Raw genomic sequence first — 26,823 nt, forward strand, 5'->3', positions numbered from 1 at the left:
TGGCGACAACGCCCTCAGGCGGCCGCTGCCAGGCCGTCCGTGTGTGCGTCCAACGGAGTGGCGGACGCCGCCTGCTCGACCAGCGCTTCAGCGAAATATGCTTGGCAGATCTGCCGTGCGGCCAAGCACGCGCGCAGGTTGGCACACACACGACGAAGCTCTTCGACGCGTGCGACGATTCGCGCTTGCTCCTTAAGAGGAGGTAGTGCAATCTGCAAGCAAGCGGATTTCGCCAGATACAGGCAAGGTTGGGCGTTCCGCTTTACCGAACTCCAGATCTCGTCTTGCGAATCCGGGGATTTAAGATGTAGTTCAAGATATCTCGGATTCAACCCAGCAGTTACAGGACGGAAAAGAGTAACACTCCTTACCAGTACCATTTCGTGGTCTTCCTGCAAAATCGAGACACGGCCGGTTGTTGCGCCGACAGACACCATCAGGACGTCTTGTGCCAGCGGCCGGCATCTTGCCCAGCATTTCTCCGCCACGTGACGCGGCACGAAATCCGTGACACCATAATCCATGAATCCATCACGCACGTTCTTGGCTGTGACCAAAGGCACCTGAGAGTGGTCATTTGTGCGCTCAGGCGTCAAATGCTCGCCGTCGGTCAAAACAGAGCACAGCGTCCCTAGTCGCACCCATTCCCATCCGGCCGGCAATGAATACCGCTGCTCGTCAATATCAATCGACGGTAGCGGCTTGCCCCGTTTTATCTCGCCCTTCGCGATCAAGAGGTCCTTTGCGAAGCTGACTTTCTTAAGCAGCTCATCGGCTGGTTCGTCGCCCGGCTCCTGCTTTATCAGCAAGCCACGCACCGCGAGCTGAAAGATGGTCTGCTCAAGTGCGTCGACGGCTTCGGGCCGATCAAGCAGCAGGTCGAAATGCGTAGCGACGCGGGACCAGTTTTCGGCGAGGGCGTGAGCCGACTCGCTCGCGGCCAGCGCGTCGAACAGCGTCGCGGTCAGTCGGGCGTGTTGCTCCGCCTCTAGCCGACCACCGGTCTCCAGTTCATCACACAGATGCATTAGTTCGTCGACTTTCGCGACGATACGAGCCTGTTCCGCAATTGGCGGGAGGCCAATCACAGCCTCTGTCACGTCCTCTCGACCAATGCCCGGAATAGCAATGCCTACGGCATTTTGCTGAAACGTAGCAGCCATCGCACGAAGTGCCAACTCCACGAAGCGAACATTTAGCAAAATCGGACGTATTGCCATCAACTGGCGACTAATCGCGATTTCTGCATGGCTCACCGTGTTGAGCTTGCCCACTCCAGATCCCTTCACCGTGATAAGGATATCGCCGCTTACAGCGACGGCGCGGCGTACGGTTGTTGATCGAGTGGGCTCCGGACAGCAGGGACCAAATTCGGCAGGACCTGTCAGATAGGGAATATCACTCCCCAAACCCTCGACGTATTCGCTCGGTCCTAGGTGCTGGCCAGAGATCAACTCGATTGCAACCCCGAGGCGTATCCATCGCCAATTGTGAGGGAGATCAAACGACGTCTCATCGTCCGCGATCGTCCGAGTTGGTTTGTCTCGCCCTACCTTGCGAGCAGCGTTTAGCCGTTTCTTCTCTTCGGCAATCCGGTTCAGTAGCGAATCGCAGGTCTCATCATTCGGATCCTGCTGCACCAGCTTGCCTTGCACTGCCAGCGACAGAATGAGCTCGCGCAAGCGCGTCACGCCATCTGGCGCGGTTGCCAATAACTGGAATCCTTCAGTCAGCGTCACGCCCGTGCTCCCAGCGCATCCGCCAGAATACCCTTGAGCTGGTCGCGTAACGCCTGTGCCTGGGCCGTCAACTGCTGGTACTGGGCCAGCAGCTCGTCCGGATCGTGGCTGATCTCGTCGCCCCGATGCGGGTTCTTTTGGTCGAGGTTGTAACCAGTTGCCTTCAGACGGTCGATGCCGACCCTCCACGCGAATTCGTTCTCGGCACGGGTGACAAAGCCGTCCGCCTCACTGCCCCACCATGCCTTTTCCTCCGCGAACTCCTCGATTCGGATCGGCTTGGTCTTCGAATAGCTCTTGTACCCGGCCGGATATGGGTGCTCGTAGTACCAGACCTCCTGCGTTGGCGTGCCCTTCGTGAAGAACAGCAGATTCGTCTTGATGCCGGTGTATGGCGCAAACACGCCGTTGGGTAGCCGAACGATCGTGTGCAGATTGCACTCGGTCAGCAGCTTTTCCTTGATGCGGGCCTTCACGCCGTCGCCAAACAGGGTGCCGTCGGGCAGCACGACCGCCGCACGGCCGTTGTGCTTCAACAGCTCGATAATCAGCACAAGGAACAGGTCAGCAGTTTCTCGGGTTCGTACGTCCGCCGGATAATTGCCCTCAATGCCCGGCTCCTCGGTCCCGCCAAACGGCGGGTTGGTTAGGATCACATCGACCATGTCGCGCGTGCCATAGTCCGCCAGCGGCCGGGCTAGGGTGTTGTCGTGGCGGATCAGCGACGGCACTTCAATGCCGTGCAGCATCATGTTCGTCACGCACAGTAGGTGCGGTAGCTGCTTTTTTTCGACGCCGTTGATCGCGTTCTGCACCACGACGTCGTCCTCGACACTCTTGCGCTGCGCTTTCAGGTGCTCGAGCGCGCACGCGAGAAAACCGCCAGTGCCGCACGCCGGATCCAGGATGCGCTCGCCGAGTTGCGGATCGACCTGGTCCACCATGAACTGCGTGACTGCACGAGGCGTATAGAACTCGCCGGCATTGCCCGCGCTCTGCAGGTCCTTCAGGATCCTTTCGTACAGGTCGTTGAACAGATGACGGTCCGCGCGATTGTTGAAGTCGATCTCGTTGATCCGGTTGATCACCTGACGCAGCAGCTGGCCGGACTTCATGTAGTTGTACGCGTCGCTGAACACCTCACGCGCCACGAAGCCGCGCGCATTGCGCTGCGGGTCGACGTTGAGCGCCTTGATCGACGGGAACAGGTCAGTGTTGATGAACGTCAGCAGTTCATCGCCGGTGATGCCCTCCGGATCGGCCGCCCAGTTGCGCCAGCGCAGCCGCTCGGGCAATGGCGACCGGTAGGCGTCGCGCATCAGTTCGAACTCGGTTTCTTGGTCGTCGAAAATTTTCAGGAACAGCAGCCAAGTCAGCTGCGAGATCCGCTGCGCATCGCCGTCGACGCCGGCGTCCTGGCGCATGATGTCCTGCACGGATTTGATAAATGTAGAGCTGATTGTCATGAGTACACCGGTGAAACCTTATTGATAGAGCGAGCGTTCCAGTTCGCTGATCGCAGCTTGATATTGCTGTCGGCCGCCAAACGCCTGAACCAGTTCGACCGGCGAGCCGAGCTGGTCGAGCGGCGCGAGCCGCAGCACCTCTGGACGTTCGATATTTTCAATGCCGCCGTCGGCATATTTCTCTAGCAACGCCTGCAGCACCTGTCGCGCGGTGTCGCCGTATTTCACAAAATAGTCGCGTTTTTTGACGTTCTCGGCGCGTTCCCGCCGCGTCAGCGGCTTCTGGCCAAACGCAATGTGACAGACGAGATCGAACGGGTCGAGATCCTTGCCGGCCTCTTTCGCCAGTTCGTCGAACAGGACGCCCTGTTCCTCGAGCTCGGCGACGATCGCCTGCTTCCTATCGGCATCATTCCAGGCCTGCAGGAATGCGTCGAGCGACACGAAGCGCTTGCCGATCTGGATCCGCGAGAAGTCGCGCAGCGACTCCGTGATCAGTCTGCCGTCGGGGCCCAGATACTGGACCCGCTCATTGATGACATACACGGGCACTTCGTCAATGACGTACTTGGTCCGGCCTGCGCCCGTCCCGTCATGCCCAATTGACATGCCGCCTGCCTCTCCGTCGAGACCGCCAGCGGGGTCACCCACCGGATCGCCCGCCTCTTCTGGCGGAACGACGGGTTCGTCGGGCTCAGGTTCGAAAACCACGACCGGATCGCCGTCAAAGGCGGGGTCGGCAAACAGTTCGGTCGCTTTTTTGAAGTCCAGAATGGTAAACCACAGCTTGCCGTACTCCTCGTCGATCCGCGTGCCGCGTCCGATGATCTGCTTGAACTCGGTCATCGACCTGATCGTGCGATCGAGTACGACGAGCTTGCAGGTCTTCGCATCGACGCCGGTCGTCATCAGGCGCGACGTGGTGGCAATCACCGGATACTCCTTGCGGGGATTGATGAAGTTGTCGAGCTCGAGCTTGCCTTCCAGGTTGTCGCCGGTGATCTGCATCACGTACTTCGGATTTGCGCCCGCCAGGTCCGGGTTCGCGTTGGCCAGCGCCTGGCGCATCCGGGCCGCGTGGTCGATGTCCTCGCAGAACACAATAGTCTTCGCCATCCGGTCGGTCGCATTCAGGAATTCGGTGATGCGTTTCGCGACCGCTTCGTCGCGGCGCGTCAGCACCAGCGAGCGGTTCATGTCGGACTGGTTGTAGATCCGGTCTTCGACCAGCTGTCCCAGCCTGTCCAGCATCCCAGTCGTGGGTCGCCAGCCCAGGTCCTTGTCGAGATCAACCCGGATCACCTTGTACGGCGCCAGAAAGCCGTCCTCGATGCCCTGCCGCAGCGAATACGTATAGACCGGCTCGCCGAAGTAGGTGATGTTCGAGACTTCGGCGGTTTCCTTCGGCGTCGCGGTAAGCCCGAGATGGGTTGCCGAGCTGAAATAGTCGAGGATCTCGCGCCAAGCCGAATCCTCGGCCGCACTGCCACGATGACATTCGTCGATCACCACGAGGTCGAAAAAGTCGGGGCTGAACTGGCGGTAAATGTTCTGAGCGTCTTCCGTGCCAGTCACCGCCTGATACAGCGACAGGTAGATCTCGTAGGACTTGTCGACCTCGCGGTTTTCGATCTTGGTCATCGCGCCAGCGAACGGCTTGAAGTCGTTGGTCTTGGTCTGGTCCACCAGGATGTTGCGATCGGCGAGGAATAGGATGCGCTTCGCCGCCCGCGCCTTCCACAGCCGCCAGATGATCTGGAACGCTGTGTAGGTCTTGCCGGTGCCCGTCGCCATTACCAGCAGGATCCGCGACTGCCCCTTCGTGACCGCTTCGATCGCGCGGTTCACCGCGTTCAGCTGGTAATAGCGTGCTGGCTTGCCGGGGTAGTAGTCCTGTGCATAGACCGGCTCCGCCTCCGGGGCGATGCCTTTCCACGAGAGATAGCGCTGCCACAGGTCCGCCGGCGACGGAAACTGGTCCATCGCGATCTCGCGCTCGAGCACGCCATCATGCAGGGTCTTGTCATGCCAGACGAAACCGTCCCCGTTGCTCGAAAAGGCGAACGGGACGTCCAGCATCTCGGCATAGGCAAGCGCCTGCTGGATGCCGTCGCGTACCGTGTGGTTGTTGTCCTTCGCTTCCACTATCGCGAGCGGAATACCCGGCTTGAAATACAGCACGTAGTCCGCGCGCCGGACGGTCTTTTCGTCACGCTTCGCCCTATTGCCCCGCACGACGACGCGACCGCTGGTCAACGCCACTTCCTCTCGCAGTTGGGTGTCCAGATCCCAGCCCGAGCCGATCAGCGCGGGGGAAATGAATTTGCTGCGGATGTCCTGTTCGGACAGCGATTTTTTGTCCATTTTCGGCTGTCGCCCCGGTTTTCGCCTTTTGCCATATGCGACCTTGATTACCTACATCACGCGGCGCATTTTAGCCCTTATCAGGCTGGTCCTCAGAATTAAACGGATCGGAAGCATCACCGGAGACACATGTAGAACGATTGAACGCCGATCAGTCGTAGATAACTTTGACAACCCGATTCGATACGGGCTCTTTTTGTTTGAGAGCCTGCGCCCGAATGCGCCCGAAAAACGGCTCAACGGCCGGCGACGCCAGTCGCACGGCCTCCTGAGCAAAGCAAACAGACTTTTGATCTGTTTGACTTATTGTTTAAAAACAAAGACTTGCACATGGTCTCGCGCCCGACTATCCTTCGACCCCGAAGCGCTCGATTATTGCCAGAGCGCGCGATCTATGGAACCAAACACGCATGACCGACGCCGTACTCGAAGAGACCGCCCTCGATATCGACTGGGGCAAATACGGCCGCGCGCCGCGCAGCGATCCATTCGCAGTCGTACGCCTCATTGACCGCATCGACAGGTTGATACAGGCCCTCGAAAGGCCACAACTCAAGCCAGAAGAGACCCTCTGGAAGTCGGAACAGATCGCGGATTGGTTAGGCCTATCGAAGCAGACCGTCGAGCTGCGTGTCGTCTCGCGCCCGGACTTCCCAGCGGCACTACGCCCCGTCGATTCGAAGCAGGCACAGCGCCGCTGGTTCGCGAGCGATGTGATGAAGTGGGCGCGCAGCACCGCCGGCACGATTCCGGCGTCGCGGCCCGGGCGGCGGCGCAAGGCCGCTTAGTCAAGGCGCGCCGCAAGCTCGGCGGCCGTCTCGTCGTAGTAGATCATCAACGACTGCACGTCGCGATGGCCGATCATCTTCGCAAGCGCGAGGACGTTCAGCTTGCGTGACAGGCGCGTCGTCGCTTCATGCCTCGAGTCGTGGAAATTTAGATCCGCGAATTCAGGCTTGTCTTTTGCCACTTTCGCGCGGATCTTTCGCCACAACGCGTCCACGCTCGATTGAGCGACCGGGAAGCACCGCGGCTCGTCTTTGGTTCGCTTCAGGCGGCTCAGCAGCGCAACTGCGCGGGTGGACAATGGCACGTCGCGCGCATCGCCGTTCTTGGACTTTGGAATGTGCAAATACCTCTGCGGTAAATGAACGTCCCGCCATACCGTTCCGATTATCTCGCCTTGCCGCATTCCGGTCTCGACTGCGAGCAGGAAGGCCAAGGCCGTGTATTGCTGCGCTGTCTCGATCGGCCCATCGTCGCTCAGGCCTAGAGCCTTTGCCATCACGGCGGCCTCTTCGTCAGGTACGCGCCGCCGGCGCGGCGGTGGATCCTTCGGCCGCTTCACCTCATGAACCGGATTTGTGTGTATCCACTTCCACTCTTTGCACGCCGCCTCGAACACGGCTGACAGCAGATTTAGATCGCGATTGACGGTCGACGTCTTAACCTCCTTCAGGCGCTTGTCACGCCACGACGCTATCTGCTCCGGCTTAACGTTGCGCACAAGCGTGCCGACGAACTCCATCTCACCCTTGAAGAATTCGATGCGTGTCTTGTTCCATTCGTGCTTTCCCATGCCGGGCGAGACCTTTTCCAGATACTCGTCCATCGCGTCGCTGAGCGTTTTCTGGACCTTTGAGTATGAACGCCGTTGGCCGGCGTCGATCTCAGCCTCTAGCTTCGTCGCCCACGTGATCGCTTCTGCTTTTGTGTCGAACGATCGAGACTCTCTGATTCCCGCCTTCGCTACTTCTGCGCGCCACGTGTCGCCGCGCTTTCGATATGTGGCCATGCTCCCCGCCTTGGCGTAAATTTGGCGTAAAGCATAACGGAAACTTGGGCTGTTTTGGGCTTTTTAGGAATCGAACCGAGCTCACCGCGATAGAGCCGAAACCCTTGCTACATAAGCAATAAGCGATTTTGGTGGCAATGTATCGATCTTTGATGGATAACAACAAGATTCCTGCCAGGGGGACCAACCCGCCTCACAGGCTCTCGCGGCGTTTCACATCTTTCACGCCGCCCAATACCACGCCTCAGTTGCGCACAGGCTCTGCCGTCGCACGAGTCCGCCCGATCAGGCGCTTGCCCATTCTGTTCATTGGCCCTTCGAGCCATTGGTACGAAGCGAGCCCGACCGCGACCGACGCCAGCACCACGACTACACAGACCAGATCGCCAGGCATACGATGCTGCCGGTCGAATATCTGCAGCAGCTTGACGCAGACCGGCACCGAAAAAACGTGCGTCAGATACAGCGAATAAGAAGAGTCGCCAACGAGTTCCAGCAACGCGTTCCAGCGCACCTTGTTCTCCACCGACAACCCTGCCACGACTACGGCGAACGCCGGCAACCCAAAGACCAAAAAGCGGTTCGTTTCAGTAAGGGCCGGCGCGAACACTTTGCCGGCGGCCAGGATCGACACGACGATCGCTGCCGCCACTGCTATCGGCACCGCGCGTCCCGTCGCATAAACCCAGCCGACGAGAGTGCCAAATACAAACTCCATCACGATCGGGTTTGTATAAAACGAAAATGCGACTCCGCCTGTGTGAACGAAATGCAGCGCGGACATAACCGCCAGGAACGCCGCGACAGTCAGTAGCCGATAACGCGTTAAACACATCGAAACGGCGAACACGCTGTAAAACCACATCTCGTAGTTGAGCGTCCACCCGACGCCGACTATTGGCGCCGTCACGTGGATCCAGTTCAGCCAGGGAAAGAACAGATACGATGCCACCGCATGCCCGACATTCAGCGACGCATTTCCGAATGCGCCCGGCACGACGAGAAGCAACACAATGAAAAGCGACGTGAGCGCCCAATAAAGAGGAACAACGCGGGCCATGCGGGCAACGATGAATGCCTTTGCGGAAGCCGCGCCGGGCGGTTTGCCATGCGTAACCAGCACCATGACAAAGCCGGAAATGACGAAAAAAACATCGACGCCGATTTCACCGAAACGCGAAATCTGATGAAAGAAATGCGTCGCCCAGCCGTATGTGGCCACATTCCCTTCGGCATGAAATGCGACCACGCCCAACGCGGCCAACGCGCGCAATGTCTGAATGGACCTGAACTGCCGTATGCCGCCCACACGGTTTGCAATACGGTCCGCCATGCGTTCCGCCATACGCTCCGCTAAACGTTATCAAAACGACGCGCGGTCCGGCGCGGACCGCCGTCGTACCAACGAACGTCTACACCCGCTTCGGACTATCCAGTCCCCGAACAACAGCCGGACGCGCGACGAACGCGGCCAGGACGCGCTTCACGTTCGGAAAATCCTCTATGCCGACGAGCTCGCCCGCTTCGTAGAAACCGATCAGATTGCGCACCCACGGGAACGTCGCGATGTCCGCGATCGAATACTGATCGCCGAGAATCCACTCGCGCCCTTCGAGACGCTGCTCCAGCACGCCGAGCAGCCTTTTCGATTCGGCGACGTAGCGGTCGCGCGGACGCTTGTCTTCGTATTCCTTGCCTGCGAATTTATGGAAGAAGCCAAGCTGGCCGAACATCGGGCCGATGCCGCCCATCTGAAACATGACCCACTGGATCGCCTCGTAGCGGCCGGCGGCGTCCTTTGGAATCAGCTGGCCGGTTTTGTCCGCGAGATAAATCAGGATCGCGCCGGATTCGAAGAGCGCCAGCGGTTTGCCGTCAGGTCCGTTGGGATCGATGATCGCGGGAATCTTGTTGTTGGGATTGACCGACAGAAATTCCGGCGTCATCTGGTCGTTCGTGTCGAAGCGCACCAGATGCGGCTCGTAAGGCAAGCCGGTTTCTTCAAGCATGATCGACACTTTGACGCCGTTCGGCGTAGGCAGCGAATACAGCTGAAGGCGGTCCGGATGCTCAGCAGGCCATTTCTTCGTGATCGGGAAAGCGGACAGATCTGTCATGTGATGGTGTAAACCCTGTGCGGAATGGCGGAAATCGCATTGAGCGGCAGAGATCGACGGAGCGACCGGCCTCGGCTGTGCCAATGCGGAGCGCCAAATATAAACCGAGTCGGCGCAACGGGTGCGGGACGCCGGCAAGTCCGCGATTCAGGTTGCGCTCACCACAAGTCCTTCGTCGCGCCGCCCGCGCTCAGGTCATAGCCTTCGCGCCACAGCGCGGCACCCACCGCCAACAGCAAAGCCCTGCGTTCGACGTCGAGTTGCTCCCACATCGACGCGAGCCAGGCTGCAAAGCTTGCGCAAGTCTCGTCCAGATCGACGGGCGCTTTGCCTTCCAGGTACTGCCGTTCGAACATCGAAAGCACTTTTTCCGGTGTCATTGTCGCGGCCTCCATGTTGGATGCAGCCAGTCTAAAGGCCCGACAGCCCGCAGCGCACGTTCGGCGCGCCAAAGCCGGGTTACTCCCAGGCCCGGCCGACGATGCAGCCGGAAACCGGACACGCCCACGGCAGCCCGGCGCGCCTCCTGCCGGCGACCCGAAATGACGCAACCAACGAGAAAAAGGCGCCGAAGCGCCTTTTCCCTACGACCGCATCAAGCCAGATTACGGGGTGTTGCGCTTGGCTTGGTCCTTCGCGTCTTCCTTTGCGTCGCCGTAGCTCTTCTGCACCTTGCCCGCGCCCTGCTGGAGATCGCCCTTCAGTTCCTTGGCGGGATTATCCGTCGCCTTACCCACGGCTTCGTTGATCTTTCCCTTGACCTGTTCGCCCACACCTTTTACCTGGTCCTTGTTCATGTTCGGCTCCACTTATTTGAATGCCGACGCGAAATTGCGCCAGTAACCTGATCGAGCAACGGCCATGCCTGAGGGCCGTTGCTGACCGCGTCGCAAAATGCGGTGCCGCGCGAGGGGCTCTCCGTCAAGCCCCCGGAAATTTTTTCATCAAAAGGCTAAAGTTTCCCTCCAGCCTGCCGTAATAGGTGCCATGGAGGAGCCATGGACCGCAAACCCATCACCCTGTCGGCATCATCGAAAGCCGGTTTGATCGACGGCGACATCACCCATATCGCGCGCGCGATGCGGTTGTCGTTGCAAGGCGACCTGGCTGGCCCTATTCTGCCCCCGACCTACTGGCGCGAGCGTCTTTACAAGTTGCTCGACACGGGCAGCCTGACGCACCCGCAGCTGTGCGCGGTGGACAGTCTTCTGTTGCAGCTCGACCAGTTCGAGGCCGAGCCGCCTCTGGCATGGGACGAACTCGCGCCCGCCACCGCCGCATTATTTCCACCTACGCACGAAACCGGCGCCGGACATCTCGCCTAACGCGGCAGTCACCCGCTTTTCTTGCTTTGCAGTTCCGCTAATCCTAAGCGAAGCGGCGAGCGGGAGCGATATGTCGGTGTCGATATAAAAAAAGGCCGCGAACTATGCCGCGGCCTCAACACGTCGCAACGCAGGGACCTCGCGTCACGCTGCAAGCGTACACATCCAACTGTGACAAGCGCATTTCGCCGCTCAAGGCTCCGGCGGGACATATCGCGCCCCAAAATTCCTGGACAGGCGGTGATCGAACGGTCAAAATGTCCGGCAAAATTCCCAGCGAGAACAAGCGACATGACAATGGCCACCAGGCACGACCTGCTCCTACACGCGCTGCAGGTCTACAGTCAGGCTGAAATCGCGGCGCGCTGCGGAAAAGACGTCAGAACCATTCGACGCTGGAAAACGGACCACAGCTGTCCCCGCATCGCCGAAGCCGCTTTGCGTGAGATGCTGCATACGAGCGCGCGAAATACGCACTCAGAAAGCCGGGCGGATTTCCAGTTCATCGACCTTTTTGCGGGAATCGGCGGGATTCGACGCGGTTTCGAGGCGCACGGCGGTCAGTGCGTCTTCACGAGCGAATGGAACGAGTTCTCCAAAAAGACGTACCAGCAGAACCACCAGGACGCCAGCCACGCACACCAGTTCGTCGGCGACATCGTGTCCTACGCGGAAGATTCGGTGCCGTCGCATGACCTGCTGCTGGCCGGCTTTCCTTGCCAGCCTTTCAGCATCGCAGGCGTAAGCAAGAAGAATTCGCTCGGCCGTCCGCACGGCTTTGAGTGCACGACGCAAGGCACGCTTTTCTACGATGTCGCGCGCATCATCGACGCTAAACGCCCAGCAGCGTTCGTGCTGGAAAACGTCAAGAACCTGCTCTCGCACGATAAAGGCAACACGTTCAGAACGATTCTCGACGTGCTGCGCGACGAGCTGAAATATGACGTCCACTACAAAGTTATAGACGGGCAACACTTCACGCCGCAGCATCGTGAGCGGATCGTCATCGTAGGTTTTCGCGAGCCAACCGGGTTTTCTTTCGACGATCTGCGCGTGCCGGCAACGGGGCCGCGTCTCGCGTCGATTCTGCACAAGACGGACGGCACCGAGCCGGTGTTGCCGCACGACGGCGAGCGTTTCTTCGACCACGTCCGCCGCAAGGTGCAGCCGAAGTACACGCTGACGCCGAATCTGTGGGCCTACCTGCAGGCTTACGCGGAGAAACATCGCGCGGCCGGAAACGGCTTCGGCTTCGGCCTCGTCACGCCGGGCAGCGTCACACGCACGCTGTCCGCGCGTTATCACAAGGACGGCTCTGAGATTCTTCTCGCGCAAGGCAACGGGGAGCGGCCACGCCGTTTGACGCCGCGCGAATGCGCACGTCTGATGGGTTTTCCCGACGACTTCGTGATTCCCGTGAGCGATACGCAGGCATATCGCCAGTTCGGCAACAGCGTCGTAGTTCCGGTCATGCAGGAAGTGGCGCGCATCATGAGTCCGCATTTGAAAGAGCTTCTCGCGCGCGAGCGCGAACGTTCGCGGGAAACGTTGACTGCGTTTGCTTAGTTGCGTTGCTTCTTGCGTCGTGTAATCACCAGCAGTAAAGCCGGCCTGTCGATCCAATACGCAACAGATTCGACAGGCCCTCGCATCGACGTTGCGATCACCTGGCCAGTTCGGTGGCCGCCTCATGAATCAATGCGGCAACCTCCACTGGTCGCGAAGCGAGCGACGCATGACTTGCCGGCAGCGTGACCACCTTTCTTGCATTCATCCGGGTGGACATCATTCTCTGGTTGTCGGGGTGGATCATTCTGTCTTCACTCGATATCTGGTACCACGAGGGTTTGTTGGCCCACGCAGGCGAACTGATTCGGTCTCCGAACGTTCCGCCGAGCGGTGCTTTCTGCGTCACGGCCATGACGAGCCCCTCGTCAGGAGTAAGGTCCTGGCAAAAGTTCTCATGGAACTTCCCGGCTTTAAGCCATAGATAGCCATCGCTGTCAGGTTCGAGATGCGGCGCAGCCTCGGGAACATGCTGTTCCGTAATGCCACCGGGGCTCTCTCCCTCGTCCGGCGCAAACGCCGCGATATACACGAGGCCAACAACGTCCGCGTGATTTCCTGCCTGTGTGATGACGGCGCCTCCATACGAATGTCCCACCAGCAAGACCGGTCCATTCTGTTGAGCGATCATCTTGCGGGTACGCTCGACGTCATCGGCCAGCGACGTCAGCGACAATTCCACAGCGCGGATCGACTGGTGACCCTTGCGCGCCAATTCGATGATGACCTTGCTCCAATGCGCAGCGCCGCCCCAAAAACCATGCACCAGCAAGATCACAGGCTGATTGCTCATTTGCGTGACTCCATTCGAGTGATTTGATTTTTCGCCGGCCACGGCAGGTCCGATCGACGCTTCGACACTCGTGACCGTGCTCCGATCGCCGCGGAAAGAGCGGGATCGATTGGATCATAGGTCCAGGAAATCACAACACCGAAAAAGTTTATGTGGTGGTTACCCGCATACCGCGGATAGCGCAATCGTGTCCAAATGCGCTTGCAGGATTTCGATGAAATGCCGCGCGAGCAACGAAGGCGCGGTGTGCGCAGGCATTGCCATGCTCACGGCTACGTCGATTGCCGGCGTCAGCGGCTTGACCAGCAATTGACCTGCGAATGTACTCGCCACATAAGGATTGACGATTCCGACGCCATTGCCCGCACTCACGAGAGCACAGATCGTAATGGACGACGTAGTCTGAATGGCGAATTCAGCGGGCATGTCATTCGCATTCAGTACTGCCTTAATTGCGACTGTCAGATCGTCCATTTCGCCGAGCGCGAGCAGGCTCTCATCGCGTAAAGCCTGCACATGAATAGTCGACTCCGCTTGCAAACGATGGCCCAGCGGCAATACGCACACAGCGGGCACCGTCTTCGCGATCTCTGTCTGGAAGTCGAGCTCGTCGAGCTTGCCCGTCGTCAATATCAGGTCAACCAGATCCTGACGCAGTAGATCCGTAAGCTGCGGTGTATTAGCCGTCTGCACGTTCAGATACGTCTGCGGGAAGCGCGCTCGAAGCTCACGAATGACCTGCGGTAACAGACCGATACCGAGCGTCGGCGTACAACCGATTCGCAGCGCTCCCGTGCCGGACTTGCGCAGAATAGCGACCACCGATTCGATGTTCTCCAGACCGTTGAAATGCAGTTGCACGGCTTTGTATAGCAACTGCCCTTCGCCTGTCGGCCGCAGTCTTCCATGGTGCATCTCGAACAGCTTCAATCCGGAAAAGCTCTGCAATTCCGCAAGCCGGCGACTAATTGAAGGCTGCGTGGTATTGAGTACCGCCGCAGCGCCCGTTGTCGTGCCCATTTGCATTACCGCGCGAAATGCCTGGATCTGCTGGAAGTTCAGTGGCCGGGTCAAGGGGACGTCCCTTCGATATGAGCATAGGAACGCAGTATTCGAACGAAGACTGCCGCGCGAGTATATCAACGGCGAATACCCATGCGCGAAAAATGAATTACCCCCTATTGATGTGCGGCGATATGCTTCAGTCACCTCATGCATCGGCACTTCATGCCTGTGCTACCTTCACCAACCGATTCGTCCGCTCATGATTGCGTCCCCCACCTGCATCGTCAACCGCTTGCCCGAAAGCGGGCGAATCGTAAACCTCAAGTGTCCTGTGCGGCGGCTTGGCAGTGGCGAGCGTCATCATTTCTTTGGCTACTACAACAAGAGCGCATGGGACCGAACGGGCCGCTACGTGCTGGGCAACCAGGTCGCCATGATGGATGCGCCTCTCACGCCACAACTCATGGCGAAAGTTGGCTACTTCGACATGGAGGATCGCGAAACTTTTCACGCGATCGATACGACAACCGCCTGGAACTGGCAAATGGGCTGCCAGTTGCAATGGCTCGACGGCGAGCCCGGGCGCAAGGTGATTTACAACACTCGTACGGGCGATCTGTCGGCGCGCTATCCGGGTTTCGGCGCAGCCATTTTCGACATCGACACTGCCACGAAGACAACGCTTCCCATGCCGGTTTATGTGTGCGCACCCAATAGCCGCTATGCGCTTTGCGTCGACTACCGGCGCCTCTACGTCACGCACGAAACGATAGGCTACAGCGAACGCGGCGGTCCATTTCCCGTGCAACTCGCGCCGGCCGACGACGGCATCCATCGCCTCGATCTTGCAACGGGTGAAACCGCATTGATCGTCAGCTATGACGATCTGCGCAGTTTCCACAACGTTCCGTCGATGCAGAACGCCATTCACTGGGTAAGCCACATCGAGATCAATGCTGCGTCCTCGCGCGTGCTCTTTTTGCACCGCTGGACGGAACGCACCGCCGACGAAACCTGCTTCCTCCATAGGCTGATCACGATGAATCCAGACGGCTCGGGCATGCGGTTGCTCGATTGTTCGGATCATCCGCTACCACAACTGGCAGAACATTTCGATTCGTCCGCAGTCGGCACCTTCGACTACGAGAAGTCCGAATACCAGATATCGCACCCGCTTTGGCAAGACGATTCACACGTCATCGTATGGGGCCCGCACGCCGGCAGCATTCACTATCACCTGTATGAAGACAGCGATAACGGCAGCGTGGAAGTAATCGGTCGCGACCTGCTCACTGAGAACGGCCATATGAGCTTTTCCCCAGTCGACACGCGCTGGCTGTTATCCGACACATACCCTGACTCGCGGACGAACACACGCATACTGTTTCTCTACGACATGCATGAAGATGTGCGCTACGACATCGGGGAATTCTATGCATCGCCGGACCTTAAAAAGGAGAACCGTTGCGATCTGCATCCGCGCTGGAATCGAAATGGCCGCGCCGTGTGCATCGATTCTGTACACGAGGATGCGCGTCGAATGTATGTGATCGATGTGGCGCAGATCACCGGCACGCCCTGAAACCACACTGACATCCATTGTCGCGTGATTTCGGCGCGGCCCGGGGAGTCCACGAGAAATGCAAGTTCTGGAGACCACGATGAAACAACCGCTTCCTGCCCGAGCCGCGAACGGCCGCTGCGGCGCGATCGCCGCCGTCGCCCTTTTGACCTTCAGCGCACTCGATGACGCGAGAGCGGCAGAACCCGAACTCACGGGAACGCTCCTGAAAATAAGCAAAGAACATGTGGTGACCATCGGCTATCGCGATGCGTCGGTTCCGTTTTCGTACTACGACGCCGACCAGAAGCCGATCGGCTACTCGATCGACGTCGCGAATCTGATCATCGAGCGCATCAAGATGGTCGTGAAGTCGCCGGACCTCAAAGTCCGCACCATTCCGATCACCTCGCAGAACCGCATCTCGCTGCTTCAGAACGGCACGATCGATTTCGAATGCACGAGTACGACGAACAACGTGGAGCGCGCGCAACAGGTGTCGTTTTCGAACAGCTTTTTCGTAATCGGCACGCGCCTCCTGGTCAACAGGAAGTCGGGCATCAAGGACTTCAACGATCTGAAAGAAAAAACTGTCGTGGTCGGCGCGGGCACTACCTCGGAGAAGATCCTGCGCAAGATGAATGTGGAGAAATCGATGAGCATGGACGTCATCAGCGCAAAAGATCACACCGAATCGTTTCTAATGCTCTCCACTGGCCGCGCTAAAGCCATGATGATGGACGACGCGTTGCTGGCCGGCGAACGAGCGAAAGCGCACAACCCCGGCGATTATGAAATCGTGGGCACACCTCGAACCTATGAGGCCTACGGATGCATGTTGCGCAAGAACGATGCACCGATGAAAGCCGTGATGGACGCCGCAATTATCGAGGCCCAAAAGTCCGGTGTTGCTGCGAAGATGTACCAGCGCTGGTTCCAGCAGCCCATTCCTCCGAAAAGAATCAACCTGGATTTCCCGCTGTCTCCGCGCATGCAGGCGCTCTTTGCGAATCCCGACGACAAGCCGACGTCCTGAGCCGCATCGACCCGATATGACGACACGTTAACCGCGCGCCGACATGCGCAGGCGAGAGGTATTTCATGGATTACAGATGGCACTGGGGCGTGCTGCTGCAGCCCGTTGCTACCGGCGAACCGGCCACATATCTCGGCTGGTTGGTGTCCGGTCTCGTGAACACCGTTGAATTGACATTGCTCGCGTTTTCACTCGCACTTGTCACGGGCACCGTATTCGGCGTAATGCGCACATTGCCCAACCGCGCGGCAAAGGCGGTGAGTGCCGCGTACGTTTCTATCTTCCGCGGCGTACCGTTGATCGTGCAGTTCTTTATCTGGTTCTTCGTCGTGCCGGAACTACTGCCCGCCGCTATCGGAGACTGGCTCAAGAGTCTGCCTTCTCATCCACAGTTTCTGATTGCATCGGTGGTATCGCTCGGGGTGTACACGGGTTCGCGAATCTGCGAGCAAGTGCGCGCCGGGATCCTGGCGCGTCCCGTTGGACAGATCCATGCCGCATTCGCACTTGGTCTCACGCGAACACAAGCGTATCGGTATGTGCTTCTGCCCGTCACGTTTCGCACGATATGGGGCCCGCTGACATCGGAGTTCCTCATCATCTCCAAGAACTCGGCGGTCGCCTCTACCATCGGTCTGCTTGAACTGTCCGGCCAGGCGCGGCAACTTGTCGACTACACGGCACAGCCGTATGAGTCGTTCATTTGCGTAACGCTCGTCTATATGGGGCTGAACTTCGCGATTCTGTGCTGCATGCGCTGGATTCGTCGCCGGACTGCATTGCCTGGGCTGATTGGGGGCTGACATGTTCGAGATGGACTGGCAAACGCTCATCGATTCGAGAGCCGTGCTGCTCTCAGGCATGCGAATCACTTTGCAGATTACCGTGGTGGCGATTCTGCTCGGTCTCGCCTGAGGTACGGTATTGGCCGCGTTCAGTTTGTCGTCGCACTATGTGCTACGCGTTTTCACGCAAGCTTATGTGTCGTTGTTCCGATCCATTCCGCTTGTCATGCTGCTGCTGTGGTTTTTTCTGATCGTGCCGCAATTCCTGAAGGCTTTGTTCAATCTACCGTCGACGGTGGACCTGCGGCTCGTTTCCGCCCTGACTGCCTATTCGTTGCTCGAAGCCGCGTTCTTTTGCGAAATCATTCGTGCGGGGATCGCGAGCCTGCCGCGCGGACAGCTACAGGCCGGGTACGCACTCGGCATGACACCGTTCCAGACGCTGCGCTATGTGATCTTTCCGCAGGCTTTTCGTGCAATGGTGCCGCTTGCGCTCACCCAATGCATCGTGATTTTTCAGGACACGTCGCTCGTCTACGTGATTGCTCTTGGAGACTTCTTTCGGCGAGTGACTGCGATCGGCGAACGCGACGGAACGCTTGTACCCATGCTGATCGTTGCTGGTGTGGCCTACTGGTCGGTTACCACGCTCCTCATCGCGATCACTAATGGCGTTCGGACGAGGCTGGCGAAATGATTGCACTGAGAGAAGTCTTTCGCACTCGCCGGCATCCCGCGTTGAGTCATCGACCTGTCTCCATGCGCGGCACATGACCACGGCCACGAGTCACGACACGCAATTGCGTATGTTCGTCGCAGTTGCGAAGCACCAGTCGCTGCGCGCGGCGGCGGAAACTGTGGGTATTACACAGCCGGCCTTGAGCCGCCATATCCAGGCGCTCGAATCGAAACTGGGCCGCCTTCTGTTCAGGCGACATGGACGCGGAATGCAGCTCACGTCAGATGGTGAAGCACTATTCCGCACGGTCGAACCTCTCTTCGACGCTTTGGACGAATCTATCTCGCATGCCGCGCAAGGTCCTGGCTGGGGACTGTCACTGCGCATTGCCACTGTACAGACGTTGATCGGACATTTCGTGCCGAGCCTCACCAAGGAGCTACTGCAACTTTATCCGCAGACGCGCCTCTCGCTGCAATGCGATAGTTCGAGCCACATCGTCGAGATGGTTATACGCGGCATGGCCGACCTGGGGCTCACCTATTCGACGGAGGTCAGCGCTACGGACCTCGAAAGCGTCGATCTTCACCACGAACGCCTCGCTCTCTATCACAGCGCACGCGCCGATCTGAGCCGCGAAACCATGTCGCGCTTGTCGGAGTTGAAACTGATACTGCCGCCCCGGCACTTCGGCGTGCGACGCTACGTGGAGCGCGTGCTGGGTTGTGCGATACAGCCATCAATAGAATGCGATTCGCTCGAACTCTCATTGCGTATGGCGTCTATTGGCGATGCCATTGCACTACTTCCCGAGCATGTACCAAACGATTTGCTTGCAAGCTGCGAATTGAAACGCATCATTCTCGAGGATATTCCACCGCGCCGGCTCGTCGCCTTCTGGCGAGTGCAAAACAGGAGATCTGTCGTACTGGATACGGCAATCGAGATCGCCAAGCGAACACTCGCGGCCAAACAATAACGCTACGTTAATCCAGAGTTATTTGTGGGATCGTGGCGCCCTCCTCGGGCGACGCTCATAATTGCATCGCGTTGCACACAACTCACGCGCAGTTTCAGCATCTCCTGAAGCCCAGTAGACAACGTAAGAGCACGTCTCCACAAACGCTTGCATCGTCGAGCGGCTTCCTGAAGTGCAACGCATACCTGCAAACGGTGAGGACACGATGAAGAACCATCAACTTCGCGCGCTCGTCGCCATTGCGGACGCGGGCAGCGTTCGCGGCGCAGCCCGGGCGTTGGAACTATCGCCGTCGGCGATCACCCAGGCGCTTAAAGATCTCGAAGACGACGTAAATGCCCCGTTGATTCAGCGTACCTCTTCGGGTGCGACGTTGACCGAATGCGGCAATACACTTCTCACTCACGCGAGACTGATCGTGGCGCAAGTGGAGCGCGCTCATGGCGCGATGAAAGAGATGCGGGCTGAGCCGTCCGGCAAGCTTGCCGTTTCCATTACGCCATGGATAGCACTCTGTTTTCTTCCGGAAATATTTATCCAGTTCCGCAAGAGAATGCCGAATGTCCAACTGGAGATGTTCGAAGGTCTTATGTCGATTGCGAATCCCCGCTTGCGCGACGGGAGCGTCGAGCTATTCGTGGGACGGCAGGCGCCGGACATCGCCAATACGGAATTCAATTTCCGCCCGCTCTTTTCTTGCGGTCTGGCCGTTGTCGCGCGGCAGGGGCACCCGCTTGCGCAGTCGCGCTCTCTTGCCGACCTGATGGATGCTGACTGGCTCGTCTCGCTCGACTCTGACATGGAGTGCCGTCTCTCGAAGAAGACGTTCTATCGCAATGGCTTGCCGGAACCACGTAACGTCCACTTCACCCATTCATTGACAGTGGCCGCGTCAGTACTGCAAAGAACCGATGCAGTTTCCATCTTTCCGTGGCCGCTCGCAGAAATTTGCGTGACGCGCTACAAGTTCTGCGCTTTTCCGCTGAGAGAAGAACTTGCCGACACTTCGGTCGGCATCGTCTCGCGCAACGGGAATCCTCTCAGCGCGGCGGCGAATTGCCTCGTCGACATACTGCTCGAAACTATCCGCGACAGCGACAGGGCAGGAACGGCAGAAGCAAAGCGAGTTCTGCAATCGACGGAGCTGCTTTTCTAGCACCATCGAAGGGTGAGTCATGCCGGCATTCGGGTACTGCTGCGACTGGCAGTACCCTTAATGCGCCGGCTCTTCTGGGATCAACGAATTGGTTTACCGTCGCGCGTGATCAGAATCGCTGTTTCTGCATGATATTTCGCGTGCACGCTGTCACCAACGGCAATCTTATCGAGAGGTACGTCAGGCGCTATCTGCAACAGCATGCTGCGCGTGGGGCCACGCAATACGATCTGCCGATTCTTACGATCCAAACGCTGCACGGTTGCGACAATGTCGACGTTGCGAAGCTTGACGGACATACCGTGAGATATCGGCGTCGCCGTCTCTTCCTCGACGCGCGAACGGACGCCCTTCGTCTCTACCTTTTCCGCCGACAGCAGCAATGCGCCTGAGTACTCGACATGAACTTCGTCGCCTACTTTGAGAAGTCGCACGTCCGCAACCTCGGGATCGACTTCCACGACCACCGTTTCCCCGCGCGCTCCCTGGACCGTGATGCGACTCGTCTGCACATCGACGTTGATGATACGGCTGGTAAGCCGGGCCATCGCATCTGCACCCACTGCACTGGCCGCAGTGGCTGACGCAGGCGCACGCGTCACTTGTGCGTGGGCCGCTAGTGGGTGACTCAGCAATATCGCCGTAGCAAAGGCGAGGTTCAGCATACCCGGCGATCGTAGTGTGAGTGCACGCATGTCTTGCTCCTGTTCCTGATTATTAAGTGTGGCCAAAGTCTCGTGACAACTCGCAGCGTTTGAACGATTCGGTCATCCGATCGGTGTCAGTAGCGAACGTATCGCGAGCCGATAGGGACTGTGAAGAAGCGCGATCGTGAACGCGTTAATCGCCTGCGAACAGCGTGCGCAAATGGCCTTCGAACTTCAGGGGACACGGGGTGCACGACGGATACATGGCACCGGCGGAACGCGATGTGTTTGCATCGCGCTTAATGGTTCGTGTTTGGTTTTCCTTTACATGTACGTCATTTCCGTTCTTTCCGCTCACTGTCGCTTGCATTAACTTCTCATCACGTTGCAGCGAGTAACGAACCCCGAGCCTCCACTTTCAAGGTCTGAGTGGTGGACTTTCGCGGCCGCTTAACGCGGCCGTTTTTTTCGCAGGAGCGTCTATGAAGAAACTCGTTTCCACTGTGTTGTTCTGCCTGTTCAGCGCCGCATCTGCATGCTGGGCACAGACCGAAACGGAAAAACCGTCAGCGGGCACAAATGACCAGATCGTCCAGATGCATCAGCAGATCTCCGCGGCCAATCGCACCTATGACGCAAAGGTGGCAGCAGCGAAACGCGTCTATCTGCGGCAGAAAGCAGCCGCAGGCAAAGAGCGCGACGCGTCCATCGCCGCGGCGCGCGACGGTGTTCCCTCATCTGGAACGCAGTAAGCGGTTGCATTGAAGCGGCCGGAAAACGCATGTTCCGGCTCGCGATGTGAAGACGATCCAGCACTGGTAAAACAGGAAGAAGAGAGGCGTCGAACATGAAAAGAGACCATACCGCGCGAGCGTCGTTGCGCGACAACTATCAAGAGCCGGACGCGTGCACCGTCGTCGCTTCGGATAACGAAGCGGAGAAGAACAAGGAGGCGGCAAAGCGCAAGAGGCTGAGTGCGTCGAACCTCGACGCCATCATGACGCCGGGAGTCCGATACACCTGCGTCGCGCTCGCGAACCAGTTGAACAGCAGTACGCGGCAAGTGAAGGCTTCGCTGAGCCAGTTAGTCAGCGCCGGCACGATTCGCCACGTGCAGGAAGACCGCATCGGCAGATACTGGGTTCCCACCAAGGAAGAGAGGCGCGAGTTCGAGCAAGGGCGCCGTGAGCGCAGAAGGCCGCTTGGCCATATGCTTGAAGGTTACGACTCCGAGTTGCGGCGGATACAAAGTCTCTGCATGCTCGTGCGCAGATCGTGATCGTGACGACAGCCGTTTTTGCGTAAACTGGCAAATGCCGGCATCCGCCGGCTTGCTTGCGCGCATCGGATTAAACTGCCGGCGACGCCCGATGTGGCGCGCATCGTGCTCCCGCGTATGCAATCGCTGCTTACCGAGGAGCCATCGAATGAGTCGACAGAAGTCCCTTCCTCACACGCCGACGCACTGCGGCCGCGCGCGGTGCGGCATCGAAAGCTAGCAATGGTCGATATCGTCGATAGCGCGACCCGCAGCCGCATGATGTCCGGCATTCGCGGGCGCAACACCAAGCCCGAAGTTCTGATCCGCAGCCTGCTGCATCGGCAGGGCTTTCGCTTTCGTCTCGATGCGCGCGATCTGCCGGGACGTCCCGACATCGTGCTGCCCCGCTATCGCGCCGTCGTGCTCGTGCACGGCTGCTTCTGGCATGGCCACGACTGTCATCTTTTCAAATGGCCGCAGACGCGCCCCGAGTTCTGGCGCGAGAAGATTGGCCGTAATCGCACCAACGACTACAAGGTGCGCGCCGCGTTGCTCGCCGGCGGCTGGCGCGTCGCGGTCGTATGGGAATGCGCTTTGCGTGGCGCCAATCGCGATATAGAAGGCGTGCTGACGCGGCTCGTCGAATGGCTGAAAAGCGATGCGCCGAGCTTCGAGGAGCGCGCGTAGCACCTTACACCGGGCGTTGCGGCGAGCGAACCGAAAGCACGCGGTGATACACTCAATCGGCTTACCCGAAGCGACGCTCGGCCGCCCGGCATGACGTCGGCGCGGCGCTGAAACCGTTCGCTTCGGCCATCGAAAACCCGTCAAGAAGGGAGGCACATAATGGCTGATTTCCGTCTCTGGTCCGACGATTTCTCCAACAACGGCTTCATGCCGAAGGCACACGAATACAGCGACAAAGCCTTTGGCGTCGATGGAGAAAACATTTCGCCCGCGCTGCAGTGGGAAGGCGCGCCGGCTGACACGCAGAGCTTCGCGCTCACCGTGCACGATCCCGACGCGCCGACTGGCAGCGGGTTCTGGCACTGGGTGGTGGTGAACATTCCCGCCGACGTGCGTTCGCTGCCGCGCAACGCCGGCAAGGCCGACGGCTCGCTGCTGCCGCAAGGCGCGCTGCAGGTGCGCAACGACTACGGCACGGTCGGCTTCGGCGGTGCTGCGCCTCCGCGCGGCGACAAGACACATCGCTACATCTTCCGCCTGCATGCGCTGAGCGTGCCGCATCTGCCGATCAATGCCGAAACCACCAATGCGGTCGCGCGTTTCATGACGCATATGAACGAGATCGACTCGACGACCCACACCGGCCTCTACGAACTCAAATAACGGCAAGCTTGCGATGCCGCGCCGCCCGAACGCGGCGCGCATGTGACATGGGCGATGCCGGCGCGCTCATCCGTTGCTCGCCGGCATCGCCGCGTCCCGCGAACCGTTTTGCAACGGCGCGCGATACCCACGGCTCGCTGTCCGACCGGCGGTTTGTCCAAGGCACATTCAACAACCGATGCACGCACAACCATCGCGCAATGGCGGCGCAGTACCGCCGGACGCAGAGCAGACAGGCGCTCCCGACAGCGCCGCAGCGTCCAATCCCGAACACGGCCTGCCGACGCCGCAACGCTATTGGGCGATGCTGGTCATTGCGCTCGCCCTCACACTGGCAGTACTGGACAGCGCCATTGCCAATGTCGCGTTGCCCACTATCGCGCGGAACCTCCGGGCGAGTGCGGCCGGCTCCATCTGGGTCGTCAACGCGTATCAGCTTGCCATCACCATTTCGCTGCTGCCGCTCGCGTCGCTTGGCGACCGCATCGGCTATCGGCGCATTTATCTTGGCGGCCTGATTCTGTTCACGGTCGCGTCATTCGGCTGCGCGCTTTCCACGTCGCTGTCGACGCTCGCGATTGCACGCGTCGTGCAGGGCTTCGGCGCGGCGGGTGTCATGAGCGTGAACACGGCGCTCGTCCGCATGATCTATCCGCCGACGCAGCTTGGGCGCGGCGTCGCAATCAATGCGATGGTGGTCGCCGTGTCCTCCGCTGTAGGACCCACCGTGGCCTCGGGGGTGCTCGCCGTGGCCTCGTGGCCGTGGCTCTTCGCGATCAATGTGCCGATCGGCATCGCGGCGATTGTGGGCGGCATCAAGGCTTTGCCGATGAACCGCGGCCACGATTCGCCATACGACCTGTTGAGCGCGGTCATGAACGCGTTCGTATTCGGCCTGCTGATTTTCGCAGTCGATGGTCTCGGGCACGGCGAACGGCTCGGCTACGTCGCCGTGGAATTCATCGGCGCGGTGGTGATCGGCTACTTCTTCGTGCGTCGTCAATTGAGCCGGCCGGCGCCGCTGCTGCCGATCGATTTGCTGAGGATTCCGATCTTCGCGCTGTCGATCGGCACCTCGGTCTGTTCGTTTTGCGCGCAGATGCTCGCTTTCGTGTCGCTGCCTTTCATGCTGCAGGACACGCTCGGTTTCTCGCAGGTCGATACCGGTCTCTTGATGACGCCATGGCCCGCGGTCATCATCATCGCTGCGCCGATTGCCGGAGTGCTGTCGGACAAAGTGTCATCAGGCTGGCTGGGCGGCGTCGGACTGACCACCATGACCGTCGGACTGCTGCTGCTCGCCACGCTCGGAGCGCATCCCGAGCCGGTGCAGATCGCATGGCGCATGGCGTTGTGCGGCGCGGGTTTCGGTATCTTCCAGTCGCCTAACAATCGCACGATGCTGTCGTCGGCGCCGCGTGAGCGTAGCGGGGGCGCCAGCGGCATGCTGGGCACCGCGCGCCTGACCGGGCAGACGCTCGGCGCGGCGCTTGTCGCGTTGATCTTCGGAGTGGCGCCGCACAACGGGCCAGTCCTCGCGCTGTATGTGGCCGCAGGGTTTTCGGCAGTGGCAGCGGTGGTCAGCACCCTGCGCGTAACGCAACAGGCGAAGGCGCGGCCGGCCTGATCAACATTTTTTGTGAACTCAACGCAAAAAGGGCGCGGATCGCTGCAAACGATCCGCGCCCTTCTATTTCTCTTCCTCGACAAACTCGCTCAGACGTGACGAACGCGCGCGGCTCTGTGAGAGCCGCGCTGCCGCAAAATTCCTATGACGACGCCGTCACGTCAGCGAGCTTTACCGCTTTGGCCGTCACGGAAGACGCCGTAGCGACGTTGCGCAAATCGCCGAGGAAGGTATCGCGCCACACGGACAGGTTGTTCTCGCGCATCGGCGCCATCATGTCCGCATGGCGGGCTTGACGTTCGGCGAGCGGCATCGAAAGCGCACGTTCCAGCGCTTCGGCCATCTGCGAGAGATCGAACGGATTGACAACCAGAGCACCCGGCAGTTGCTCGGCGGCCCCGGCGAATTGCGAGAGCACCAGCACGCCCGGATCGGCCGGATCTTGCGACGCGACATATTCCTTGGCGACCAGGTTCATGCCGTCGCGCAGCGGCGTCACGTAGCCGACCTGCGATTGACGGAAAAGCGCCATCAGCAGATTGCGTTCGTACTTGCGGTTCAGGTACTGGATCGGCGTCCAGTCGAGCTGCGCAAAGCGGCCATTGATACGCCCGGCCTCGCCTTCCAGCGTCTGACGAATCCGCTGATAGGTCTGAACGTCCGCGCGCGTCGGCGGTGCGATCTGCACGAGCGACACACGCCCGTGCCATCCCGGCGCATTCAGCAGCAGGCGCTCGAACGCCTGGAAGCGTTCGACCAGACCCTTCGAATAATCGAGGCGATCGACGCTCATGATCAGCTTGCGGCCGCGCATGCCGTCGCGCAGGCTGCGCACCGGCTTGCGGTCGGTGAACTGCTCGGCGGCCTTGGCGATCGCGTCCGGATAGATACCGATCGGATACGCACCCACCTTGAGGAAACGGTTGTAGGCGTGAACCATGCCGTCTTCACTCGACGTGCCATGATGGCCACGCTCGATGAAATCGACGAACGACTGGCGATCCGCCTCCGTCTGAAAGCCGATCACGTCGTAGCTGCACATCGCCTTCACGAGTTCCTCATGCGGCGGGATCGTGCGTAACACCTCGGGGACCGGAAACGGAATGTGCAGGAAGAAGCCAATCGGGTTTTTCACGCCGAGGTCGCGCAGGCAGCGCGCAAACGGCAGCAAGTGGTAGTCGTGAACCCAGATAATGTCGTCGGGCCTCAGAAGCTCCTTGAGCTGCTTGGCGAGCGTCGCATTGACGCGCTGGTAGCCCGCATATTCCTGTCGATCATAACGCGACAGGTCATTGCGATAGTGAAACGTCGGCCACAGCGTCGCATTCGAAAAGCCGCGGTAATACTGGTCGTAGTCACGCTTGGTCAGGCCAACGGTCGCATAGGTCACGTTGCCTTGCTTCTCAATCAGCGGCGGGGACGGCTCGCTCACCGTCTCACCGCTCCAGCCAAACCAGACTCCGCCGGTTTCCTTCAACGCATCCAGCACGCCGATCGCCAGGCCGCCCGCTGCGGGCCGCCCTTCCTGGGTCGGCGCAACACGATTCGATACCACGATCAGTCTGCTCATTG

General features: G+C 59.4%; 25 protein-coding genes and 1 pseudogene. 14 read left to right on the forward strand and 12 right to left on the reverse strand.

Going from position 1 to position 26,823, the window contains the following annotated elements; translation table 11 throughout:
* Window positions 1-14: 14 nt before the first annotated feature.
* From SB753_RS22665 to hsdR, 3 genes are read right to left on the reverse strand one after another with little or no spacing between them, the layout of a single operon-like run.
* Window positions 15-1,739, reverse strand: coding sequence for a hypothetical protein (locus tag SB753_RS22665; RefSeq protein ID WP_410801950.1), 1,725 nt, complete (start codon window positions 1,737-1,739; stop codon window positions 15-17).
* Window positions 1,736-3,205 carry an N-6 DNA methylase gene (locus SB753_RS22670; RefSeq protein ID WP_410801952.1) on the reverse strand — a complete coding sequence of 490 codons (1,470 nt, stop codon included), beginning with the start codon at window positions 3,203-3,205 and terminating at the stop codon, window positions 1,736-1,738. The genes SB753_RS22665 and SB753_RS22670 overlap by 4 nt, the downstream gene beginning before the upstream one ends.
* Before the next feature lie 18 nt (window positions 3,206-3,223).
* A complete protein-coding gene (gene hsdR, locus SB753_RS22675; protein WP_410801954.1) occupies window positions 3,224-5,569 on the reverse strand; it encodes an EcoAI/FtnUII family type I restriction enzme subunit R in 2,346 nt (781 codons plus the stop codon).
* Window positions 5,570-5,979: 410 nt separating this feature from the next.
* Here hsdR and SB753_RS22680 point away from each other — a divergent pair, with 410 nt between their 5' ends.
* On the forward strand, window positions 5,980-6,357 hold the full coding sequence (locus tag SB753_RS22680) for a hypothetical protein (RefSeq protein ID WP_410801956.1): 378 nt from the start codon (window positions 5,980-5,982) through the stop codon (window positions 6,355-6,357).
* On the opposite strand, the gene SB753_RS22685 is transcribed toward SB753_RS22680, so the two are convergent.
* From SB753_RS22685 to SB753_RS22705, 5 genes are all read right to left on the reverse strand, one after another.
* Window positions 6,354-7,364 (reverse strand): tyrosine-type recombinase/integrase, encoded by a 1,011-nt coding sequence (locus SB753_RS22685; RefSeq protein ID WP_410801958.1) that lies wholly within the window; start codon window positions 7,362-7,364, stop codon window positions 6,354-6,356. The genes SB753_RS22680 and SB753_RS22685 overlap by 4 nt on opposite strands.
* Window positions 7,365-7,608: 244 nt before the next feature.
* Entirely contained in the window at window positions 7,609-8,697 is a 1,089-nt protein-coding gene (locus SB753_RS22690; RefSeq protein ID WP_410801960.1) for an acyltransferase family protein, read from the reverse strand.
* Window positions 8,698-8,776: 79 nt separating this feature from the next.
* Entirely contained in the window at window positions 8,777-9,481 is a 705-nt protein-coding gene (locus SB753_RS22695) for a glutathione binding-like protein (RefSeq protein WP_131319769.1), read from the reverse strand.
* A gap of 158 nt (window positions 9,482-9,639) precedes the next feature.
* Window positions 9,640-9,861 (reverse strand): hypothetical protein, encoded by a 222-nt coding sequence (locus SB753_RS22700; RefSeq protein WP_087751302.1) that lies wholly within the window; start codon window positions 9,859-9,861, stop codon window positions 9,640-9,642.
* Between the two features lie 225 nt (window positions 9,862-10,086).
* Entirely contained in the window at window positions 10,087-10,278 is a 192-nt protein-coding gene (locus SB753_RS22705; protein WP_020065286.1) for a CsbD family protein, read from the reverse strand.
* A gap of 201 nt (window positions 10,279-10,479) precedes the next feature.
* Here SB753_RS22705 and SB753_RS22710 point away from each other — a divergent pair, with 201 nt between their 5' ends.
* Both SB753_RS22710 and dcm read left to right on the forward strand, forming a co-directional pair.
* Window positions 10,480-10,806: a hypothetical protein gene (locus SB753_RS22710; protein ID WP_020065285.1), complete on the forward strand. Its 327-nt coding sequence runs from the start codon at window positions 10,480-10,482 to the stop codon at window positions 10,804-10,806.
* Between the two features lie 291 nt (window positions 10,807-11,097).
* Window positions 11,098-12,372 (forward strand): DNA (cytosine-5-)-methyltransferase, encoded by a 1,275-nt coding sequence (dcm, locus tag SB753_RS22715; RefSeq protein WP_410801963.1) that lies wholly within the window; start codon window positions 11,098-11,100, stop codon window positions 12,370-12,372.
* 97 nt (window positions 12,373-12,469) lie between these two features.
* On the opposite strand, the gene SB753_RS22720 is transcribed toward dcm, so the two are convergent.
* Window positions 12,470-13,165 (reverse strand): alpha/beta hydrolase, encoded by a 696-nt coding sequence (locus SB753_RS22720; RefSeq protein WP_410802125.1) that lies wholly within the window; start codon window positions 13,163-13,165, stop codon window positions 12,470-12,472.
* 159 nt (window positions 13,166-13,324) lie between these two features.
* Entirely contained in the window at window positions 13,325-14,239 is a 915-nt protein-coding gene (locus SB753_RS22725; protein ID WP_408127602.1) for a LysR substrate-binding domain-containing protein, read from the reverse strand.
* A gap of 190 nt (window positions 14,240-14,429) precedes the next feature.
* Here SB753_RS22725 and SB753_RS22730 point away from each other — a divergent pair, with 190 nt between their 5' ends.
* From SB753_RS22730 to SB753_RS22755, 6 genes and pseudogenes are all read left to right on the forward strand, one after another.
* The gene (locus tag SB753_RS22730; protein ID WP_410801965.1) at window positions 14,430-15,752 is read left to right on the forward strand and encodes a hypothetical protein; all 1,323 of its coding nucleotides are present in this window, start codon (window positions 14,430-14,432) and stop codon (window positions 15,750-15,752) included.
* Between the two features lie 79 nt (window positions 15,753-15,831).
* Window positions 15,832-16,767, forward strand: a complete 936-nt coding sequence (locus SB753_RS22735) for a glutamate/aspartate ABC transporter substrate-binding protein (protein WP_410801967.1) — start codon at window positions 15,832-15,834, stop codon at window positions 16,765-16,767.
* Between the two features lie 65 nt (window positions 16,768-16,832).
* Window positions 16,833-17,570 carry an amino acid ABC transporter permease gene (locus tag SB753_RS22740; protein WP_410801969.1) on the forward strand — a complete coding sequence of 246 codons (738 nt, stop codon included), beginning with the start codon at window positions 16,833-16,835 and terminating at the stop codon, window positions 17,568-17,570.
* A 1-nt stretch (window position 17,571) separates the two neighbouring features.
* Window positions 17,572-18,249: pseudogene (locus tag SB753_RS22745) on the forward strand (ABC transporter permease subunit).
* A 73-nt stretch (window positions 18,250-18,322) separates the two neighbouring features.
* Window positions 18,323-19,210: a LysR family transcriptional regulator gene (locus SB753_RS22750; protein ID WP_410801971.1), complete on the forward strand. Its 888-nt coding sequence runs from the start codon at window positions 18,323-18,325 to the stop codon at window positions 19,208-19,210.
* Window positions 19,211-19,415: 205 nt separating this feature from the next.
* Window positions 19,416-20,366 (forward strand): LysR family transcriptional regulator, encoded by a 951-nt coding sequence (locus SB753_RS22755; RefSeq protein WP_410801973.1) that lies wholly within the window; start codon window positions 19,416-19,418, stop codon window positions 20,364-20,366.
* An 80-nt stretch (window positions 20,367-20,446) separates the two neighbouring features.
* Here the strand turns inward: SB753_RS22755 and SB753_RS22760 are convergent, their stop codons facing one another.
* Window positions 20,447-21,031: a hypothetical protein gene (locus SB753_RS22760; RefSeq protein ID WP_410801975.1), complete on the reverse strand. Its 585-nt coding sequence runs from the start codon at window positions 21,029-21,031 to the stop codon at window positions 20,447-20,449.
* 464 nt (window positions 21,032-21,495) lie between these two features.
* Here SB753_RS22760 and SB753_RS22765 point away from each other — a divergent pair, with 464 nt between their 5' ends.
* The 5 genes from SB753_RS22765 to SB753_RS22785 all read left to right on the forward strand — a co-directional run bounded on the left by SB753_RS22765 (window position 21,496) and on the right by SB753_RS22785 (window position 25,251).
* On the forward strand, window positions 21,496-21,765 hold the full coding sequence (locus SB753_RS22765; protein WP_131319746.1) for a hypothetical protein: 270 nt from the start codon (window positions 21,496-21,498) through the stop codon (window positions 21,763-21,765).
* Window positions 21,766-21,860: 95 nt separating this feature from the next.
* The gene (locus tag SB753_RS22770; protein WP_410801977.1) at window positions 21,861-22,292 is read left to right on the forward strand and encodes a hypothetical protein; all 432 of its coding nucleotides are present in this window, start codon (window positions 21,861-21,863) and stop codon (window positions 22,290-22,292) included.
* 222 nt (window positions 22,293-22,514) lie between these two features.
* Window positions 22,515-22,961, forward strand: coding sequence for a very short patch repair endonuclease (locus SB753_RS22775; protein ID WP_392392455.1), 447 nt, complete (start codon window positions 22,515-22,517; stop codon window positions 22,959-22,961).
* Between the two features lie 159 nt (window positions 22,962-23,120).
* Window positions 23,121-23,624, forward strand: coding sequence for a YbhB/YbcL family Raf kinase inhibitor-like protein (locus tag SB753_RS22780; protein WP_020065276.1), 504 nt, complete (start codon window positions 23,121-23,123; stop codon window positions 23,622-23,624).
* Between the two features lie 178 nt (window positions 23,625-23,802).
* Window positions 23,803-25,251 (forward strand): MFS transporter, encoded by a 1,449-nt coding sequence (locus tag SB753_RS22785; RefSeq protein ID WP_410801979.1) that lies wholly within the window; start codon window positions 23,803-23,805, stop codon window positions 25,249-25,251.
* A gap of 142 nt (window positions 25,252-25,393) precedes the next feature.
* Here the strand turns inward: SB753_RS22785 and otsA are convergent, their stop codons facing one another.
* Window positions 25,394-26,821, reverse strand: coding sequence for an alpha,alpha-trehalose-phosphate synthase (UDP-forming) (gene otsA / locus SB753_RS22790; protein ID WP_020065274.1), 1,428 nt, complete (start codon window positions 26,819-26,821; stop codon window positions 25,394-25,396).
* Window positions 26,822-26,823 lie beyond the last annotated feature (2 nt).

Source organism: Paraburkholderia sp. SIMBA_053, assembly GCF_046534895.1.
Lineage (GTDB): Bacteria > Pseudomonadota > Gammaproteobacteria > Burkholderiales > Burkholderiaceae > Paraburkholderia > Paraburkholderia caledonica.